The sequence below is a fragment of the Gillisia hiemivivida genome, assembly GCF_007997295.1.
GTDB lineage: Bacteria > Bacteroidota > Bacteroidia > Flavobacteriales > Flavobacteriaceae > Gillisia > Gillisia hiemivivida.
Genome location: NZ_VORY01000007.1, coordinates 72,371 through 90,971, shown reverse-complemented (window position 1 = coordinate 90,971; position 18,601 = coordinate 72,371). Strand labels below are relative to the sequence as shown.

The following is an 18,601-nucleotide window of genomic DNA, read 5'->3' as shown; positions in this document are numbered from 1 at the left end:
TCAACAGGCTTTTTTATTTAATCAGGATTCTAAATACTTATTTTTTTTCTAGAACCTTTTTTTCTGCAACTGGTTCATTCATTTTTTTGCTCAACTCCATAGAGATAGATGAGCGGTCAAAAGTTATTTTCCCTGCACCGGTTTCAATTATAACTGAATTATTCTTATCGCTAAAATCAAGTATTTTTCCATGCATCCCACTCTTAGTGATTATTCTATCACCTTTTTTAAGCTCGGCTGCAAAAGATTTTTCTTGTTTAGCGCGTTTCATTTGCGGGCGTATCATAAAAAAATACACGACCACAAACATTAATATTATTGGTGCAAATTGGGTTAATTGTTCCATAAATTTTTTTAAAAGTTTTGTTTATCCAGCAGTTTCTTCTTCACCACCTTCAACAAAAGCTTTGATTCTTATTTGTTCTGATCCGTTTTCTGTATTTGCAGTTACGGTAACAGTTTTAGTTACTTGACCTTGTCCAGCTCCGTTAAATTTTACTAACATTTCTCCAGATTCTCCGGGAGCAATAGTTTCATTTTTTGGATAAGTTGGCACGGTACATCCACATGTACTTGTCGCATTGGTTATTACCAATGGTCCATCCCCAGTATTGGTGAACTTAAAAAGGTGTTCTTGAGGAGCCCCTTTTGCAATGTTCCCAAAGTCAAATTCTTCTTCTTCAAAAGTAAGTTCTGCGAAAGCAGCAACTTGAGCATCACGCTCTGCCGCCGTTTCAACATTTTCTGCTTTTACTTTACTTGAAGCATCATCTTTACAGGAAGTAAAGAATAACGCAACAAAAGCTGCTATCATTAAAATTCCTTTTTTCATAATATGACAATTTAAATTAGAAATCAAAAATAATAAATTTTCCTGACTACATAAGACCTCTTCCCATTTTATTTAAACGGTTTTGCTCGTGGTATTCTTTAGATAATTTATCTAAAATTCCATTAATAAAAATACTACTCTTTGGGGTGCTATACTCCTTAGCAACTTCCAAGTATTCATTAATACTAACTTTTACTGGAATAGAAGAAAAATGAAGCATTTCACAAATTCCCATTTTAATAAGGATCGTATCTATTTCTGCAATTCGTTCCTTATCCCAGTTAGGGGTTTTATCCACCATTTCCTTTGCCAGATCATCATCATTTGCTAATGCTTTCCTAAACAAATTCGCAGCAAATTCTTCATCGTCTGGACTCTTAAACAATTTTGGGATTTTTGCATCGTCTGGAGTATTCTCCTTTAATTTATTCAAATACTTCAGGATAGCAGTATTTACTAAAGGAAGATCATCTACCCATGTTAATTTAGTATCCTCTATATAATCATAAAGTTTATCGTTAGGAGCAATAAATTCTCTCAGCAAAAGGATTATAAAATCTTTATCTTCTTTGAAAGTAGATTCACGAGTAGTCATATAATCTTCGAAAGCCTTACTGTTACGAATTTCTTCCCAAAGAATAGCGACATACTCGCTGTCTCTTTTCCAATGGGTGATACCGCGTTCCTCCCAGGCATCTTGTAAATACTGATTGCTTTCCAGAATTTTAACAACTCTGTTGTCTACAAATTTTTTATTAGGATCCATTTCTTCTTGGGTAGGAAGAAACTTCTTTGAGGATTTTTCCAGATAATTTTCTGAATAGGTTTTAATTTCAGTGATTAATTTGAGCATCACTAAAAACAGATCGTACATCTCCAACATACTTTTTTGAAGGAACTTCTCCTCTGTACTGAAGTTTTTATTTTCACTTTGATGGAATGCATATAGTGATTGCATTACCTTAACTCGAATGTGTCTTCTGGTTAACATGGCTGTAAAAGAACGTTATAAAATTAGCAAGGCGAAAAGAATTCTCTTTCGCCTTGCAAAAATAGTATTTATTTCAAACTACTTAGTTCAAATTTTCCCTTTTTCTGTCATCAATTCGCTGTTGCGCGATTTTTAGAGCAGCATGGTGGGTAGTTATTGATTGAGCTTGGGCAGTTTTAAGTATTTCTAAGGTTGTATTATAAATGTTTTCTGTCTTACGGATGATCTCTTGTTTTCCGTAACCTTCCAATTCTGCATAAACATTTATGATCCCTCCTGCATTTATCAAGAAATCTGGAGCATATACAATGCCTCTTTCCTGTAATAATAATCCGTGAGCATTTTCATCTTGCAATTGATTGTTTGCAGCACCGGCTATTACTTTAGCCTTGATTCTATGAATGGTCTCATTATTAATAGTTGCACCCAAAGCACATGGAGCGTAAATATCTACCTCGGCATCATAAGGATCTTCCGTATAAATAGTCACTCCGTATTTAGAACTAACCTCTTCCAATCTGGTAGGATTAATATCGCTAATAAATACAATTGCTCCTTCATTGGTTAAGTGTTCTACTAAAGCTTCTCCAACATGACCAATTCCCTGAACCAGTATTTTTCTTCCATCAAGATCATCTGACCCGAATTTATGTTTTGCAGCAGCTTTCATGCCCATAAAAACACCATAAGCTGTAATAGGAGAAGGATTTCCTGCACCACCTTTAGACTCAGATATTCCGGTTACGTAAGGTGTAACTTCTCGAACTATATCCATGTCTTCAGTATCCATTCCTACATCTTCTGCAGTGATATATTTACCGCTTAAAGAATGTACAAACTCACCGAATTTTCTCATTAATTCGGGTGTTTTTTGGGTTTTGGCATCTCCAATAATAACTGCTTTGCCTCCACCTAGATTTAATCCTGTGATAGCACTTTTAAAGGTCATCCCTCTAGACAGTCTCAATGCGTCATTCAAGGCGTCCCATTCACTATTGTAATTCCACATTCTGGTTCCACCTAAAGCAGGTCCTAAAACAGTATTATGAATTCCAATTATTGCCTTTAAACCTGTATCTTTGTCATTGCAAAAAACCACTTGTTCATGATTATCAAAAGACAATTGCCCAAAAACGGGAGCAGTTTTTTTAAGGTCATCTGCAGCTAAAACGTCAACTTGCATAAAATTTTAAATTTAAGTTCAGATTTTTCAGATTTCTGAAAATCAATGTGCAAAATTAACCAATATTTTAATTTTCACAGTCAATTCGATTGTTAAAATGCGAATACTGTAAGAAACACAGGCTACATCACTACATGAAAGAATTAAGACACCTCAACAAATATTTCCTCAAATATAAATGGCATATGTTGCTTGGGCTATTAATAACTATAGCTGCAAGAATATTTACTTTATATCCCATTCAATTTATTGGAAATTCCACAACGGCTATAGAAAGCTATATTAAAGGTGAGATCACAGATCCCGAAGTATTAAGAGAACAATTATTTTATAACATTCTTCTCATTATTGGAGCCAATTTGGTAGCAGCTGCTTTAACTTTTATAATGCGCCAGACCTTTATTGTTGCTTCCAGAAAAATGGAATACGATCTAAAAAATGAGATCTATCAGCAATACCAACGGCTATCCTTAAACTTTTATAAAAAGAACCGTACAGGAGATTTAATGAATAGAATAAGTGAGGATGTCTCCAAAGTAAGAATGTACCTTGGACCTGCAATAATGTACAGTATTACTACCCTTACACTATTTGTGGTCGTGATTTGGTATATGGTTAATACCGCGCCTTTATTAACGCTTTACACCTTAGCCCCGCTTCCCTTTCTTTCTTTTGCTATTTACAAACTAAGTGTAGCTATTCATAATAGAAGTACGATAGTCCAGCAATATCTATCTAAATTGAACACTTTTACCCAAGAAACCTTTAGTGGGATCTCGGTTATAAAATCCTATGGATTAGAGCCACTAACCAATCAAAACTTTGAAGTGCTTTCCAATGGAAGCAAAGAAAAGAATCTAAATTTAGTTAAAGTACAAGCTTTCTTTTTCCCGCTAATGGTTCTACTTATTGGTGTAAGTAATACGACGGTAATCTACATTGGAGGTAAACAGGTAATAAGTGGAGAAATTGAAAATATAGGGATCATTGTAGAGTTTCTTTTATACGTAAATATGCTTACTTGGCCAGTAGCCATAGTAGGATGGGTTACTTCTATAGTGCAGCAAGCAGAAGCTTCACAAAAGCGTATCAATGAATTCCTGAAGCAAGAGCCTCAAATAAAAAATCATCAGGAAAAGTCCGTTAAGATTGAAGGAAATATCGAGTTTAAAAATGTGACTTTTACTTATGAAGATACAAATATCACTGCGCTTAGAAACATATCTTTTAAAGTAAATAGAGGGGAAACCTTGGCAATTTTAGGAAAAACTGGTTCAGGGAAATCTACTATTCTAGAGCTTATTGGTAGATTATATGATGTGGATCAAGGAACTATCCTTATTGATGGTGAAAACATTCAGGATCATAATCTCTACAATTTAAGAGATAGTATTGGGTATGTGCCGCAGGATGCTTTCCTTTTTAGTGATTCTATTCGCAATAATATTATGTTTGGAAATACCAACGCTACTGAAGAAGAAGTGATAGAAGCAGCAAAAAATGCTTCGGTACATAAGAACATCAAAGGCTTTTCTAAAGGTTACGACACCGTGCTTGGCGAAAGAGGAATAACGCTTTCTGGAGGACAAAAGCAGCGTGTTTCCATAGCTAGAGCTATTATACATGATCCTCAGATCTTGCTTTTTGATGATAGTCTTTCAGCAATAGATACAGAGACCGAAGAAGAAATACTTCAGAATTTATTTAAAATCTCAGAAAGCAAGACCACAATTATTGTGAGTCATAGGATCTCTTCAGTAAAAAATGCAGACAGGATAATAATTCTTAAAGACGGTGCTGTGGTGCAGGAGGGGAACCATCAAAAATTAATTCAACTGGATGGATATTACAAAGAACTTTACGCAAAGCAGCTAAGTGAAAAAGAAATGTGAAAATTTGTTGTGAAATGTTAATTTTTTTTAGATTTTTGACCTAGTTAAATAAAACCACAAAGATTTATTTTATGAATGAAAATGGAATGATGGAGAAAGATGAAATATTCTCTAAAGTATTAAGAGCCGGAAGACGTACATACTTTTTTGATGTAAGAGCTACCAAAGCAGATGATTACTATCTTACTATTACCGAGAGTAAAAAATTTACCAATGCAGATGGATCTTTTCATTATAAAAAACACAAGATCTACTTGTACAAGGAAGATTTTGATGGTTTTGCTGAAATCTTAAATGAGATGACGAGCTATATTGTTGAAGAAAAAGGGCAAGAAGTAATAAGTGATAAGCATCAGAAAGATTTCAAAAAAGAATATCAGGAAGATGAAGTAGCTACAAATGCAACACCTTCTCCAGACAAGTTTACAGATATTAGCTTTGAAGATATTTAAGCTTAAAATGTAAAACAAGAACCTCAGGCCAGCCCGCCCGAAAGGCACGGGCAGGTTTACAAGCTGTGTTTTGATGGCTCGGTAGGAGAAAAATTTTAAGAAAATTCTAGCTAAGCCCACCTGAACTATTAGGGCAGATCTCGACACATTGACCCTCAATGAGGGATTAAATTGAAATCGCCTCAAGAAATTGAGGCGGTTTTTTTATATTAGGGCATCAAACAATTTAAATTCATGAAATATCTTTATTTAGTTCTTATTCTTGGTTTTTCTTTTAATGTAATTGCACAAGAAAATCTAGACCTCTCCTACTATCTTCCTCAAGACATCTCTTATAATCCAGAAATAACTACCCCGCAGGAAGTTTTGGGATATATTCCAGGGGAATGGCATGTAACACACGATTTGTTGGTAGCCTATATGCGAACTCTTGCTTCGGAATCCCCAAGAATTTCAATAGAAAACAGAGGAACTACTTTTGAAGGGAGACCGTTATTATTAATGCTTATCACTTCAGAAGCAAATCAGAAAAACCTAGAAACTATACGTAAGAATCATGTAAGTCTTACCGAAGCTAATAGTGAGAATTTAAAGACCGAAGAGATGCCAATTGTGGTGTATCAAGGATTTTCTATTCATGGTAACGAGCCTAGTGGATCGAATGCTGCGTTGTTGGCTGCATATTATTTAGCTGCAGGACAAGGTAAAAAAATAGATAAGCTTCTAGAAAATACGGTGATCTTATTTGATCCCTCTTTAAATCCAGACGGTTTACAACGTTTTGCATATTGGGCAAACACCAATAAAAGCAAGAATTTAAATCCAGATCCTCAGGACAGAGAATTTAGTGAAGTTTGGCCTGGAGGAAGAACAAACCATTATTGGTTTGACATGAACCGGGATTGGTTACCAGTGCAATTACCAGAATCTAGAGCTAGAATTGCCACTTTTCATAAATGGCAACCCAACATACTTACAGATCATCATGAAATGGGCTCCAATTCCTCTTTTTTCTTTCAGCCTGGAATTCCTTCAAGAACCCATCCGCTTACACCACAAATGAATCAAGATCTTACCAAGGAGATAGGAACCTATCATGCAAAAGCCCTTGATAAGATTGGGTCGCTGTATTATACACAAGAAGATTATGACGATTTTTACTACGGAAAAGGATCTACTTTTCCAGATATCAACGGAAGTATCGGAATCCTTTTTGAACAAGCCAGTTCCAGAGGTCATGTACAAGAAACAGATAACGGTTTATTAACTTTTCCATTTACCATTAGAAATCAGTTCACTGCTGCTTTATCTACTTTAGAAGCTGCAGGAAGTATGATAACTAAGATTTTAGATTATCAACGATCCTTTTATAAGAATTCCAGAAATACCATGGGCAAAGATGCCTATGTTTTTGGGAGTGAAAAAGATAAGAATAAGGCCTATCATTTAGCTGAAATTTTAAAACGTCAGCAAGTTGAAATTTATGAGATTAAGGAAGATTTCGAGCTTAATGGTAAGAATTTCAAGAAAGGTTCTGGCTACATAGTTCCTAAAAATCAACGTCAGCATAGAGTAGTTGAAGCAATGTTCGAGAAAAGAACCTCTTTTACAGATAGTTTGTTTTACGATGTTTCTGCATGGTCCTTTCCTTTAGCATTCGATCTTAAGTTTGACAATAGCGTTCCGCTTAAATATGCCGGGGAGAAAATAGACAGTCTGCAAAAACCTTCAATTAATACTATAACCAAAAGTGAATATGCTTACCTAATGGAATGGCATGATTACTATTCTCCAAAAGCATTAAATCTAATTTTAGAAAAAGGACTTCGGGCACAAGTGGGGATGAAAAGTTTTGAAGCGAATAGCAAGAAATATGATTATGGAACTATTCTTATTCCAGTTCAGAATCAGAAAATGAATACAACAGAGATCTTCAATTTCCTAAAAGAGGTTTCAGAAAAATCCAACGTATCTATAACCGGAGTTAGTACTGGATTAACAAAGGGAATCAATTTAGGAAGCAATTACTTTAGATCCTTAGAGCCTCAAAAAGTAGCGATTATAGTTGGTGATGGGATCACTCCTTACGATGCTGGAGAGATCTGGCATTTGTTCGATCAGCGATATGACATGAAAATCACAAAATTGGATACTCGTAATTTTGGAAGAACAGACCTTAGCAAATATACCGATATTATTTTACCAAACTCCTGGGGTACTGCTTTAGAAAAAAAAGATACTGAAAAGATCAAGGATTGGGTAAAAGATGGAGGTACTTTGATAGGTTATAAAAATGCTGCAAAGTGGTTTAACACCAACGAATTTATGAAATTGGAATTTTTGGAAAATAAAGTGAAAGCCAAAGATATAAGTTTTGAAGAACGCAACGATTTTAGAGGAGCCCAGGGAATTGGAGGCGCTATTTTTGAAGCTACTCAAGACAGATCCCATCCGGTAAATTTTGGATATTCAGATAATAAGATCGCCTTATTTAGAGATACCACTATTTTTATTAAAGCTGATTCCACGAGTTTTAATAACCCTCTAAAATATACTGAAAAACCTCTTTTGAGTGGTTATATAAGCAAACCGAATTTAGATCTATTAGCCAACACAGTTCCATTTAAACAAGTTGGAATGGGTAAAGGAAATGTGATCCTTTTTACAGACAACACTAATTTTAGAGGTTTTTGGTACGGAACGAATAAGTTGTTGATGAATGCTATTTTCTTTGGAGATGAGATGTAAAAAAAAGATGTTTTTAATTATAGAGGCGATTATTTAAATACCTATTAGTTTATCTTTCTATAATCAATTGATAATAATAATCACTTAACTAAGATTTGGCTTTTTTTAATCCATTATTGGAGAATATGTGCTGAAAATTCTGAGATTCAGGAGCGACGATTTTTTCAATCGTTATTCCGCGGGTATTTCAGCTCGGTTTTTGGCCAAAAAGCCAAAGACCGAGCTGAAAAGGAGTCTTCTTCTTTGCGTCGTTTCTTATTGCTTCCTAAGAGTGCAGAGAGAGGAAAGCATAGCAAAAGAAAACGAAATTTTACGAACTCCATACATTAAATAGAATCAGTGAGATAAATGAAGGGCAAATAAAAAAAAGACAATAGGTCCAAGTTTTTTTAGCATAAATAAGAACTTGTTTTTCTAAGATAAAGAGAATTAGCATTTGTTAATGCTACTTATAAACCTCTTATCTAAGTTTTATATAAACTTTCAGATGACACTGATTAATAATAAAATGTGAATTATTATGAAGCAAATTATAATTTTGAGTTTTATCGCAGGGCTGTTTTTAACAACCTCATGTTCCAAAGAAGATCTAAATGAAAGAGATTTAGTTAATAAGTGGCATCTTATTGAAGCCTTAGCAGATCCCGGAGATGGTAGGGGTGTTTTTCAAAAAGTAGAAAGCGATGCTATAATCGAATTTTTTGATGGTAATACTGTCCGTTATTCCAACTCCTTTTGCGCAGAAGGAAATTCTGTTAATACTGGAATTTATTCTTCTATAGAAAATAAAATATACCCAGATTGCAATCAGGACTTACCCTTAAGTTATAAAATTGAAAGTAATAGATTGATAATTTATTACAACTGCATAGAAGGATGTGCCGAAAAATTTGAGCTTGTAAAGTAACTATCCGATTCTCAGTCCATTTTCAACTTGAAAATCTGGACTTAAAAGAACAATATCATTTTTAGCTCCAACAGCTCCTAAGACCAAACATTCACTCATAAGATTAGCGATCTGTTTCTTCGGAAAATTAACAACCGCTACAATTTGTTTCTCTAATAAATCTTCTTTGGAGTACCGATTGGTTATTTGTGCAGATGATTTTTTGATGCCTAGTTCACTTCCAAAATCAATTTCCAAAATATAAGCAGGTCTATTTGCTTTCGGGAAATCTTGAACACTTAAAATTGTTCCTACCCTAATTTCTACTTTCTCAAAATCGTTCCAGCTTATTTCCATATATCGTCTGTATATTCTTAAATTGAAGTGCTAATCTAGCCTAACAAATTCGCAATTAGAATAAAGATATTAAATTTGTTAGCACCCTAAAATTTAAACCATGTCCTTAACACCATCGAACATGCTTCCTTTGGATACCAAAGCACCAGATTTCAACCTTCCTGACGCGGTAACTTCAAAAAGATATAGTTTATCTGAACTTAAAGGAGAAAAAGGAACCGTGATCATGTTCTTAAGTAATCACTGCCCTTTTGTAAAGCACGTGAACGATGAAATTGTGAGAGTGGCAAATGACTATACAGTAACCGGATTTAGTTTTATTGCCATTATGAGTAATAATGTAGAAGCTTATCCAGAAGATCATCCAGACCTTATGTTGAAGGCTGCTATAAAATATCATTATCCTTTTCCTTATCTATATGACCACACTCAGGAAGTTGCCAAAGCTTATGATGCTGCCTGCACCCCAGATTTTTATTTATTCAATTCAGAATTAAAATTGATCTATAGAGGGCAATTGGATAATTCCCGTCCAGGAAATGGAATTCCGGCTAACGGAAGAGATCTGCGGGAAGCCTTGGATGCCGTATTGAGTAATAATCAAGTCCCTGCACCACAAAAGCCAAGTATTGGCTGTAATATTAAATGGAAGGAATAGATTTTATCTTACTTTTAATTTAATCAAGAACCACAGGGCAAGCTCGCACGAATAATACTGGCATGCACACGAGGTATGTTCCGGAGGATCGGGAGAAAATACTTTTGAAAATTCCAAGCATCCCAATAGATTCTGTACCGGAAATTAACCCTCGATGAGGGATTAAATTGATAAGACCTTAACAGCATCTCCCCATGTTATTGCGTAACTTTAAAGTTCATATATTAAAAATAGAAATTCTATGAGCACAATAAAATTAGGAGATAAAGCACCAAATTTTGATGCAGAAACTTCAGAAGGAAAATTAAATCTTTATGATTATTTAGGAGATAGCTGGGGAATTCTTTTCTCACACCCTGCAGATTATACCCCGGTATGTACCACGGAGCTTGGTACTGCTGCCAGATATAAGGCAGAGTTTGACAAGCGAAATGTTAAAATGATCGCACTTAGTGTGGACGGCGTTGAATCTCATATGGACTGGATTAAAGACATTAATGAAACTCAAAATACTAGCGTTAATTTTCCGATCATAGCAGATGAAGACCGAAAAGTATCTGATTTATATGATATGATTCATCCTAATGCTGATGATACTCTTACCGTACGATCTGTATTTATAATAGGGCCAGATAAGAAAATAAAGCTTTTATTAACCTATCCTGCAAGTACAGGAAGGAATTTTGATGAATTACTAAGAGTAATAGATTCATTACAACTAACAGCTTATAATAAAGTTGCAACTCCAGCAAACTGGAAGCATGGCGATGATGTAGTTATTAGTCCATCGGTTTCTAACGAAGAAGCTAAAACTATGTTCCCTAAGGGATTTAAAGAAGTAAAGTCTTATTTAAGACTTACACCTCAGCCCGAACTTAAGAATAGTTAAAAAAGAAACCTCCTGTGTTTAGGTAAACATGGGAGGTTTTTATTATAAATTATTGGTAAAATTAATTGTAGATCCGCTTTTAGTCATATAGTTCTTTCGTCACCCTGAATTTATTTCAGGGTCTCAATTTATTATGCTGCTTATTAGCGTGCTAAGATTCTGAAACTCCCGAAGCGTCGGGACAGAATGACGTACTTAATCAATTTATGACACTTTACGGATATACAGATAAAATTATTTAACTGCGACCAATTCTAAATCAAAGATCAAAGTTGCATTAGGAGGGATTGCTCCGCCAGCTCCACGCGCTCCATAAGCTAAATGAGAAGGGATCACAAATCTTGCCTGATCTCCAACACTTAACAACTGAATTCCTTCATCCCAACCTTGGATCACTTGACCTTTTCCTAATTTAAAATCTATTGGCTGATTACGGGTATAAGAAGAATCGAAAACACTACCATCTGGCAACATTCCTTTATAATGAACTGAAACGGTCTTCCCTTTTTCAGCTTTAACTCCATCACCTTTTTGCTCAATTTTATATTTAAGTCCGCTTGCAGTTTCTTCAAATCCCTGAGACAGATCTCCCATTAATTCTTCTTGCTTCTTTTTTGCAGCTGCTTCTCTTTCTGCTTTAGCACCATTAAATGAGCGAAATTCCTCTACTCCATTAAATTTTTCAGCTTCAGCACCTTGTCTAATAATCTCAACTTTGTCCAAGTTATCTCCTTGAGCAATTGCATCTACAACATCTTGCCCTTCTACTACATTTCCAAAAACAGTATGTTTACCATCTAACCAAGGAGTTGCAATATGTGTAATAAAAAACTGACTCCCATTTGTTCCAGGTCCAGCATTCGCCATAGAAAGCTTTCCAGGAGCATCATGAGTTAATTCTGGATGAATTTCATCTTCAAAGTTGTATCCAGGCCCACCAGTTCCGTTCCCTTTTGGGTCTCCCCCTTGGATCATAAAATCTGGTATTACTCTATGGAATTTCAATCCGTTATAATAAGGTTTCCCCTGTGGGATCGCTTTATTTTCTAAATTACCCTCTGCTAGTCCTACGAAGTTCCCAACAGTTCCAGGTGTTTTTTCATTTTCCAATTTTACCAATATCTCACCTTTTGATGTATGAAACTTGGCATATAATCCATCTTGCATAACGCTAATTTTTAATTATTGTCGCAAAGATAGTAATTTGAAAAAGTAACTTATATAAGCTTAGGGAGATTTTAAGAATTAATGGGTATTAAAGAGGGAGGTGTGAAGTTTCAGGTTTGGGGTTTGGGGTTTGGGGTTTGGGGTTTGGAGTTCCAGTTCTCGGTTTTCAGTTTTCAGTTTCCCGTATAAAGTTCTCGGTTACCAGTTACCAGTTTCCAGTTTTCAGTTCCCAGTTTCCAGTTTTCAGTTCCCAGTTCCCAGTCTCCAGTCAAAATTTTCCAGTCTCCAGTCTCCAGTCTCCAGTCTCCAGTCTCCAGTCTCCAGTCTCCAGTCTCCAGTCTCCAGTCTCCAGTCTCTTGTCTCTTGTCTCTTGTCTCTTGTCTCTAGTCTCCAGTCTCCAACTAAAAAATTAATTAGCTACTTCACTGATGAATTTAATTCGATAAAGGCGTAATTCCTCATCATCATAGTCGCCATCAAACTCTTCAATAGCTTCTTCTATTTTATCAGATTCGGCTTCTAAAAAATATTCATGGATTTCCTCCTGTTGATCTTCATCCAAAATATCATTCAACCAATAATCAATATTAAGCTTCGTTCCACTATAAACAATAGCTTCCATTTCCTTGATAAACTCATTCATCTCCATTCCTTTTGCAGAAGCGATGTCTGTTAAAGGCAATTTTCTATCTACATTTTGGATTATATAGAGTTTAAGCCCACTGTTAGCACCTGTAGATTTCACTACAAAATCATCTGGTCTAATAATATCATTTTCCTCAACATAGTTGCTAATAACTTCCACAAATTCCTGTCCGAATTTCTTGGCCTTTCCTTCTCCAACCCCGTGAATATTACTGAGTTCTTCTATAGAAATGGGGTATTTTAATGCCATGTCCTGGATAGAAGGATCCTGAAAAACAACATTTGGCGGTATATTCAGGCTTTTGGACACTTTCTTCCGAAGGTCTTTTAGAATCTTCACTAATTGTTCGTCTACATCGGTACTACCGGATTTTTGGGTATTTGAAGTATCTTGAGAGAAGTCATAAATATGATCTTCTGTCATCATAAAGGAGCTTGGGTCTTTAATAAAAGCTTTTCCCTTATCTGTAATTCTTACAACTCCGTAAGTTTCTATATCTTTTCTTAGCATTCCAGCTACCAGTACTTGACGGGTAAGAGCAGTCCAATATAGAGCTTCCCTATTTTTACCTTGTCCAAATAATGGGTGTTCGTCTGTCTTGTGCGATACGATCAAAGCATTCGCTTTTCCTATCAATGTATTTACAACTTCCTTAGCTTTATATATTTGTTTGGTTTCTTTAACTGTTTTCAGCAAAAGCACAACCTCATCTTTAGCTTCATGTTTCTTTTTAGGGTTTTGGACATTATCATCCATTGAAGCTCCTTCGCCTGTTTTTTCATCGAAATGTTCTCCAAAGTAATGAAGTAGGAATTTGCGACGAGACATAGAAGTTTCGGCATAACCAACCACTTCCTGAAGCAATGCATGCCCAATTTCCTGTTCAGCAACAGGTTTACCGCTCATAAACTTTTCCAACTTCTCAATATCCTTATAGGCATAATATGCCAGACAATGGCCTTCTCCCCCATCTCTTCCTGCACGACCAGTTTCCTGATAATAGCTCTCTAAACTCTTAGGGATATCATGATGAATTACAAATCTCACGTCTGGTTTGTCTATCCCCATACCAAAAGCAATAGTTGCCACCACGACATCTATATCTTCCATAATGAACATATCCTGATGTTTGATACGTGTTTTAGCATCTAAACCAGCGTGGTAAGGAACTGCTTTAATGCCATTAACCTGAAGTGCTTGCGCCAATTCCTCTACCCGCTTACGACTTAAACAATAGATGATACCAGACTTTCCATCATTTTGCTTAACAAAACGAATAATATCTGCATCTACATTTTTTGTTTTTGGTCTTATTTCATAATACAAATTGGGACGATTAAAACTTGCTTTAAAAGTCTTGGCATCTGTTATTCCAAGATTCTTAAGGATATCCTCTTGTACTTTTGGGGTAGCAGTTGCTGTAAGCCCAATAATAGGGATATTATCTCCAATCCGTTTTATAATATGTCTTAGGTTTCTATATTCTGGTCTAAAATCGTGACCCCACTCACTAATACAGTGAGCTTCATCTACAGCCATAAAAGAGATTTTAACCCCTCTTAAGAATTCCACATTCTCCTCTTTTGTTAGAGATTCTGGGGCTACATACAGCAGTTTGGTCACACCATTGGTAATATCTTCTTTCACTTGCTTGATCTCAGACTTATTTAAAGATGAGTTTAGCACATGCGCTATGCCATATTCAGAAGAAATCCCGCGAATAGCATCCACTTGATTTTTCATTAAGGCAATTAAAGGGGAAACTACTATTGCAGTTCCTTCTTCAATTAAAGCTGGGAGTTGATAACAAAGTGACTTCCCACCACCGGTAGGCATAATTACAAAGGTATTGTGTTTGTTCACAATACTTTTAATCACCTGTTCTTGAAGACCTTTGAATTGACTAAATCCAAAGTACTTTTTTAGTTGTTGGTGTAAATCGATTTCAGTAGAGCTCATTAAATCGTGTTACAATTTTATTTACATTTGCATTAATAAAGATACATATTTCTTTAGGATTCACAATTCATAATTATACATATTTGAAACTAGAAGAAAAAATCCTTTCTGTTGCCAAAGACACCATTTCCATTGAAGCAAAAGCGATTGCTAACCTTGAAAATCTAATAGACAAAGATTTTTCTGATGCCGTTGAATGCATATATAACTCAAAAGGCAGGGTAATTATTACAGGAATAGGAAAAAGTGCCATTATTGCAAACAAAATAGTTGCAACTCTCAATTCCACGGGCACCCCATCTGTTTTTATGCACGCAGCAGATGCTATTCATGGTGACCTAGGGACTATCCTCAAAGATGATGTGGTAATATGCATATCCAAAAGCGGGAATACTCCAGAGATCAAAGTTTTGGTGCCACTCATTAAGAACTTCCACAATAAACTTATTGCCATTACCGGAAATAAGGATTCTTTCTTAGGATTGCAATCTGACTTTGTTTTAAATGCGTATGTAGAGATGGAAGCTTGTCCAAATAATTTAGCTCCAACCACCAGTACTACGGCACAATTGGTTTTAGGTGATGCTTTAGCTGTTTGTTTGCTAAATTTAAGAGGGTTTTCAAGTAAAGATTTTGCAAAATATCATCCGGGAGGTGCTTTGGGAAAAAAATTATATTTGCGTGTTAGTGATATCACAGCGCAAAACCAATTACCACAAGTTTCACCAATAACAAATGTAAGAGATGTAATTATTGAGATCTCCGAAAAAATGCTTGGAGTAGTTGCTGTGATAGAAAAGGAAAAAGTAATTGGAATCGTTACAGATGGGGATATTCGTAGAATGCTTAGAAATAATGATGCGTTTATACATCTTACGGCTGCAGATATTATGAGTAAAAACCCTAAAACAGTGCCTCAGGATATGATGGCGGTGGAAGCTTTAGCTATTTTAGAAAAAAATAAAATCTCTCAGCTTATTGCTGTTGAAGATGGAAAATATGCAGGAATTGTGCATATTCATAACTTAATACGAGAAGGAATTATATAATGGGAAAAGTTAGTAAGCCAGAAGAAGAAATGTCTTTTCTGGATCATTTAGAAGATTTAAGATGGCATTTAATACGATCTACATTAGCAGTTCTAATAGCTGCGACAATAGCATTTTTAGCCAAAGGCTTTATATTTGACGTGTTACTTTTTGGACCTAGTCAGGCCGATTTCTGGACTTATGATATTCTATGTAGAGTAACCTCGTTTTTTGGAGTAGATGGAGGATTTTGCAATAATGTAATGCCTTTCGGAATTCAAAGCAGAACAATGGGGGGTCAATTCTCAGCTCATATTTGGGTAGCAATAACAGCTGGATTTGTAATTGCCTTTCCATATATATTATATGAATTTTGGAAATTTGTTGCTCCGGCAATGAAGGATAACGAACGTAGTAATGCGAGGGGATTTATATTTATTTCTTCCCTTTTGTTTTTTATTGGAGTCCTTTTTGGATACTATGTAATTACGCCATTATCTATAAATTTTTTAGGAAAATATCAAGTAAGTGAAATTGTTTTAAATGAATTTGATCTTAGTAGTTATATAAGTCTTGTGAGAGCTTCAGTTATAGCAAGTGGCTTAATATTTGAGCTGCCTATTGTGATTTTCTTTCTTACTAAGGTAGGAGTACTTACCCCAGATTTTTTAAGAAAATACAGGAAATATGCTTTGATCGGGGTATTGGTGCTTTCAGCAATTATAACTCCGCCAGACATTGTAAGCCAGATAATTGTAGCCATCCCAGTATTGATATTATATGAAATAAGTATTTTCATATCTAAGTTCGTATATAAAAGACTTCAGAAAGAAGAAAGAGAGAATAAAAACAAATTAGCTAGAAAAGAATAAAATGACAAATAATGTTGAAGAGTTCAATGCTTACAGAGAGCGCATGAACGGGAAGCTCTTAGGAGACAATAATAAGATCATAAAGCGAATTTTCAATCTGGACACTAATGCTTTTGCACCGGGAGCTTTAGATGTTAAGACCAAAGAGTTATTAGGCTTAGTTGCATCTACAGTATTAAGATGTGATGACTGTGTAAAATACCATTTGGAGACTTCTTATAATCACGGCTTAAAGAAAGAAGAGGTTATGGAAGCCCTAAGTATTGCTACTTTAGTTGGAGGCACCATTGTTATACCGCATTTAAGAAGAGCTTATGAATATTGGGAAGAACTAGAAACTAGTACAGAAAAAGTTTAGTCTTCATCTGTCTTTTCGTTGCTCCTAATCAGGAATCCCGGGGGCAAGTGCACGAAGTATTTTTAGAGAATATTTATAAAATTCGAGGTATCCGGATAGCTATCGGAACGGGGAATTAAGTCCTCAATGAGGATTAAAGCTTAACTTAGTTCAAGAATTACATCTATGAAGTTAAAAGCCGAAAATTTAGTAAAATCATATAAAGGCCGGCAGGTTGTGAAAGGGATTACTGTGGAAGTAAACCAAGGGGAAATTGTGGGATTACTAGGGCCGAATGGTGCTGGAAAAACCACTTCCTTTTATATGATCGTTGGGCTTATAAAACCCAATGGCGGCACCATTTACTTGGACAATGAAAACATTACTAAATTCCCGATGTATAAACGAGCCCAATACGGAATTGGCTATTTGGCGCAAGAGGCATCGGTTTTCCGGAAACTAAGTATCGAGGATAATATAATGAGTGTTTTAGAACTCACAAAAATGTCCAAGAAAGAACGACACCTAAAAATGGAGTCATTGATCGAAGAATTCGGACTTAGCCACATTAGAAAAAGCAGAGGTGATCTATTGAGCGGTGGAGAAAGAAGACGTACAGAAATCGCTCGCGCCCTTGCAACAGATCCTAATTTTATCCTTTTAGATGAACCCTTTGCCGGAGTAGATCCAGTTGCGGTGGAAGACATCCAGCGAATCGTAGCACAGTTGAAAAATAAAAATATCGGGATTCTAATTACAGACCACAATGTACAGGAGACCTTGGCTATTACAGATAGAACGTATCTCATGTTTGAAGGAAACATCCTTAAACACGGTAGTCCCGAAGAATTAGCTGAAGACGAAATGGTTAGAAAGGTCTATCTAGGCCAGAATTTCGAGTTAAGAAAAAAGAAGATCTTCGATTAGATTATACTAGCACCTCTTTTTTAGCTTCGCTTTTATTTGAAATAATTGATAGCAATATATAACTAGCAATAATCAATGGGATAGCAATAAACTGAAGAAGGACTATCATTATTAAACAGTAAGCAATAAAGAAATATCTTAATTTATTTTGCTTAAAAGACCAATCTGAAAATTTCAATGCAAACAACGGAATTTCTGCATTTAGCATTATGCAACTAAAAACAGTTAATCCCACCAAAAACCATTCGTTAAGTATTAAAGCCACAGCAATTGGATGCGGCTGATATACTAATATGAGTGGTAAGCTTAAAATGAGCATTGCGTTGGCAGGCGTTGGAAGCCCTATAAAGGAGTCAGTTTGTCTCTCGTCAACATTGAATTTTGCTAATCTATACCCAGAAGCGGCAACCACCAATAAGCCTAATAATGCTATAAAAGGGATATCCCATTCAAACCAAGTATTCGCGGCTTCTGCACTCCAACTATCTGCAGTTGTATCTACTGTTCCAGGTAGTGCTCTCAAAAACAACTGATACATAATAATTCCGGGAACTAAACCGCTCGTTATCATATCTGCCAAAGAATCTAATTGCAAACCTATTTCACTTTTCACATTTAATACTCTTGCAGCCAATCCATCAAAAAAATCAAAAAAGATACCTAATCCTACAAATAATGCAGCCATTATAAGGTTGCCTTGAACTGCAAATATTGCGGCTATTGTTCCGCTTAACAAATTTAAGGCTGTGATTAAATTAGGAATGTGTTTTTTCATTT

18 protein-coding genes are annotated in these 18,601 nt (G+C 35.5%); 10 read left to right on the top strand and 8 right to left on the bottom strand.

Annotated features, from left to right (window positions below):
* Nucleotides 1-37: 37 nt before the first annotated feature.
* From yajC to ES724_RS08365, 4 genes are all read right to left on the bottom strand, one after another.
* Nucleotides 38-346 carry a preprotein translocase subunit YajC gene (yajC, locus tag ES724_RS08380; RefSeq protein WP_146932036.1) on the bottom strand — a complete coding sequence of 103 codons (309 nt, stop codon included), beginning with the start codon at nt 344-346 and terminating at the stop codon, nt 38-40.
* A 21-nt stretch (nt 347-367) separates the two neighbouring features.
* Entirely contained in the window at nt 368-832 is a 465-nt protein-coding gene (locus ES724_RS08375; RefSeq protein ID WP_146932034.1) for a DUF1573 domain-containing protein, read from the bottom strand.
* Between the two features lie 46 nt (nt 833-878).
* The gene (gene nusB / locus ES724_RS08370; protein ID WP_146932032.1) at nt 879-1,823 is read right to left on the bottom strand and encodes a transcription antitermination factor NusB; all 945 of its coding nucleotides are present in this window, start codon (nt 1,821-1,823) and stop codon (nt 879-881) included.
* Nucleotides 1,824-1,905: 82 nt separating this feature from the next.
* A complete protein-coding gene (locus ES724_RS08365) occupies nt 1,906-3,006 on the bottom strand; it encodes a Glu/Leu/Phe/Val family dehydrogenase (protein ID WP_146932030.1) in 1,101 nt (366 codons plus the stop codon).
* A 134-nt stretch (nt 3,007-3,140) separates the two neighbouring features.
* Here ES724_RS08365 and ES724_RS08360 point away from each other — a divergent pair, with 134 nt between their 5' ends.
* The 4 genes from ES724_RS08360 to ES724_RS08345 all read left to right on the top strand — a co-directional run bounded on the left by ES724_RS08360 (nt 3,141) and on the right by ES724_RS08345 (nt 9,005).
* Entirely contained in the window at nt 3,141-4,898 is a 1,758-nt protein-coding gene (locus ES724_RS08360; RefSeq protein WP_146932028.1) for an ABC transporter ATP-binding protein, read from the top strand.
* 71 nt (nt 4,899-4,969) lie between these two features.
* Nucleotides 4,970-5,350, top strand: a complete 381-nt coding sequence (locus ES724_RS08355; protein ID WP_146932026.1) for a PUR family DNA/RNA-binding protein — start codon at nt 4,970-4,972, stop codon at nt 5,348-5,350.
* Nucleotides 5,351-5,584: 234 nt separating this feature from the next.
* Entirely contained in the window at nt 5,585-8,098 is a 2,514-nt protein-coding gene (locus ES724_RS08350; RefSeq protein ID WP_146932024.1) for a M14 family metallopeptidase, read from the top strand.
* A 520-nt stretch (nt 8,099-8,618) separates the two neighbouring features.
* Entirely contained in the window at nt 8,619-9,005 is a 387-nt protein-coding gene (locus tag ES724_RS08345) for a hypothetical protein (protein ID WP_146932022.1), read from the top strand.
* On the opposite strand, the gene ES724_RS08340 is transcribed toward ES724_RS08345, so the two are convergent.
* The gene (locus ES724_RS08340) at nt 9,006-9,341 is read right to left on the bottom strand and encodes a tRNA-binding protein (RefSeq protein ID WP_146932020.1); all 336 of its coding nucleotides are present in this window, start codon (nt 9,339-9,341) and stop codon (nt 9,006-9,008) included. It lies immediately after the preceding gene.
* A 100-nt stretch (nt 9,342-9,441) separates the two neighbouring features.
* Between ES724_RS08340 and ES724_RS08335 the strand changes: the two genes are divergently transcribed.
* Nucleotides 9,442-9,999, top strand: coding sequence for a thioredoxin family protein (locus tag ES724_RS08335; protein WP_146932018.1), 558 nt, complete (start codon nt 9,442-9,444; stop codon nt 9,997-9,999).
* 241 nt (nt 10,000-10,240) lie between these two features.
* Entirely contained in the window at nt 10,241-10,888 is a 648-nt protein-coding gene (locus ES724_RS08330) for a peroxiredoxin (protein WP_146932016.1), read from the top strand.
* 234 nt (nt 10,889-11,122) lie between these two features.
* On the opposite strand, the gene ES724_RS08325 is transcribed toward ES724_RS08330, so the two are convergent.
* Both ES724_RS08325 and ES724_RS08320 read right to left on the bottom strand, forming a co-directional pair.
* Nucleotides 11,123-12,055: a peptidylprolyl isomerase gene (locus ES724_RS08325; RefSeq protein ID WP_146932014.1), complete on the bottom strand. Its 933-nt coding sequence runs from the start codon at nt 12,053-12,055 to the stop codon at nt 11,123-11,125.
* Nucleotides 12,056-12,464: 409 nt separating this feature from the next.
* Nucleotides 12,465-14,660, bottom strand: a complete 2,196-nt coding sequence (locus ES724_RS08320; RefSeq protein WP_146932012.1) for an ATP-dependent DNA helicase RecQ — start codon at nt 14,658-14,660, stop codon at nt 12,465-12,467.
* Between the two features lie 83 nt (nt 14,661-14,743).
* Between ES724_RS08320 and ES724_RS08315 the strand changes: the two genes are divergently transcribed.
* The 4 genes from ES724_RS08315 (at nt 14,744) to lptB (ending at nt 17,824) form a co-directional block, all read left to right on the top strand.
* Complete coding sequence (locus tag ES724_RS08315) at nt 14,744-15,709, top strand: KpsF/GutQ family sugar-phosphate isomerase (protein ID WP_146932010.1); 966 nt, start codon at nt 14,744-14,746, stop codon at nt 15,707-15,709.
* Entirely contained in the window at nt 15,709-16,560 is an 852-nt protein-coding gene (tatC, locus tag ES724_RS08310; protein WP_146932009.1) for a twin-arginine translocase subunit TatC, read from the top strand. Before ES724_RS08315 ends, tatC begins: the two co-directional genes overlap by 1 nt.
* Nucleotide 16,561: 1 nt before the next feature.
* A complete protein-coding gene (locus ES724_RS08305) occupies nt 16,562-16,918 on the top strand; it encodes a carboxymuconolactone decarboxylase family protein (protein ID WP_146932007.1) in 357 nt (118 codons plus the stop codon).
* A gap of 165 nt (nt 16,919-17,083) precedes the next feature.
* Nucleotides 17,084-17,824: an LPS export ABC transporter ATP-binding protein gene (gene lptB / locus ES724_RS08300; RefSeq protein WP_146932005.1), complete on the top strand. Its 741-nt coding sequence runs from the start codon at nt 17,084-17,086 to the stop codon at nt 17,822-17,824.
* 1 nt (nt 17,825) lies between these two features.
* Here the strand turns inward: lptB and ES724_RS08295 are convergent, their stop codons facing one another.
* The gene (locus ES724_RS08295; protein ID WP_170249869.1) at nt 17,826-18,599 is read right to left on the bottom strand and encodes a CDP-alcohol phosphatidyltransferase family protein; all 774 of its coding nucleotides are present in this window, start codon (nt 18,597-18,599) and stop codon (nt 17,826-17,828) included.
* Nucleotides 18,600-18,601: the final 2 nt, after the last annotated feature.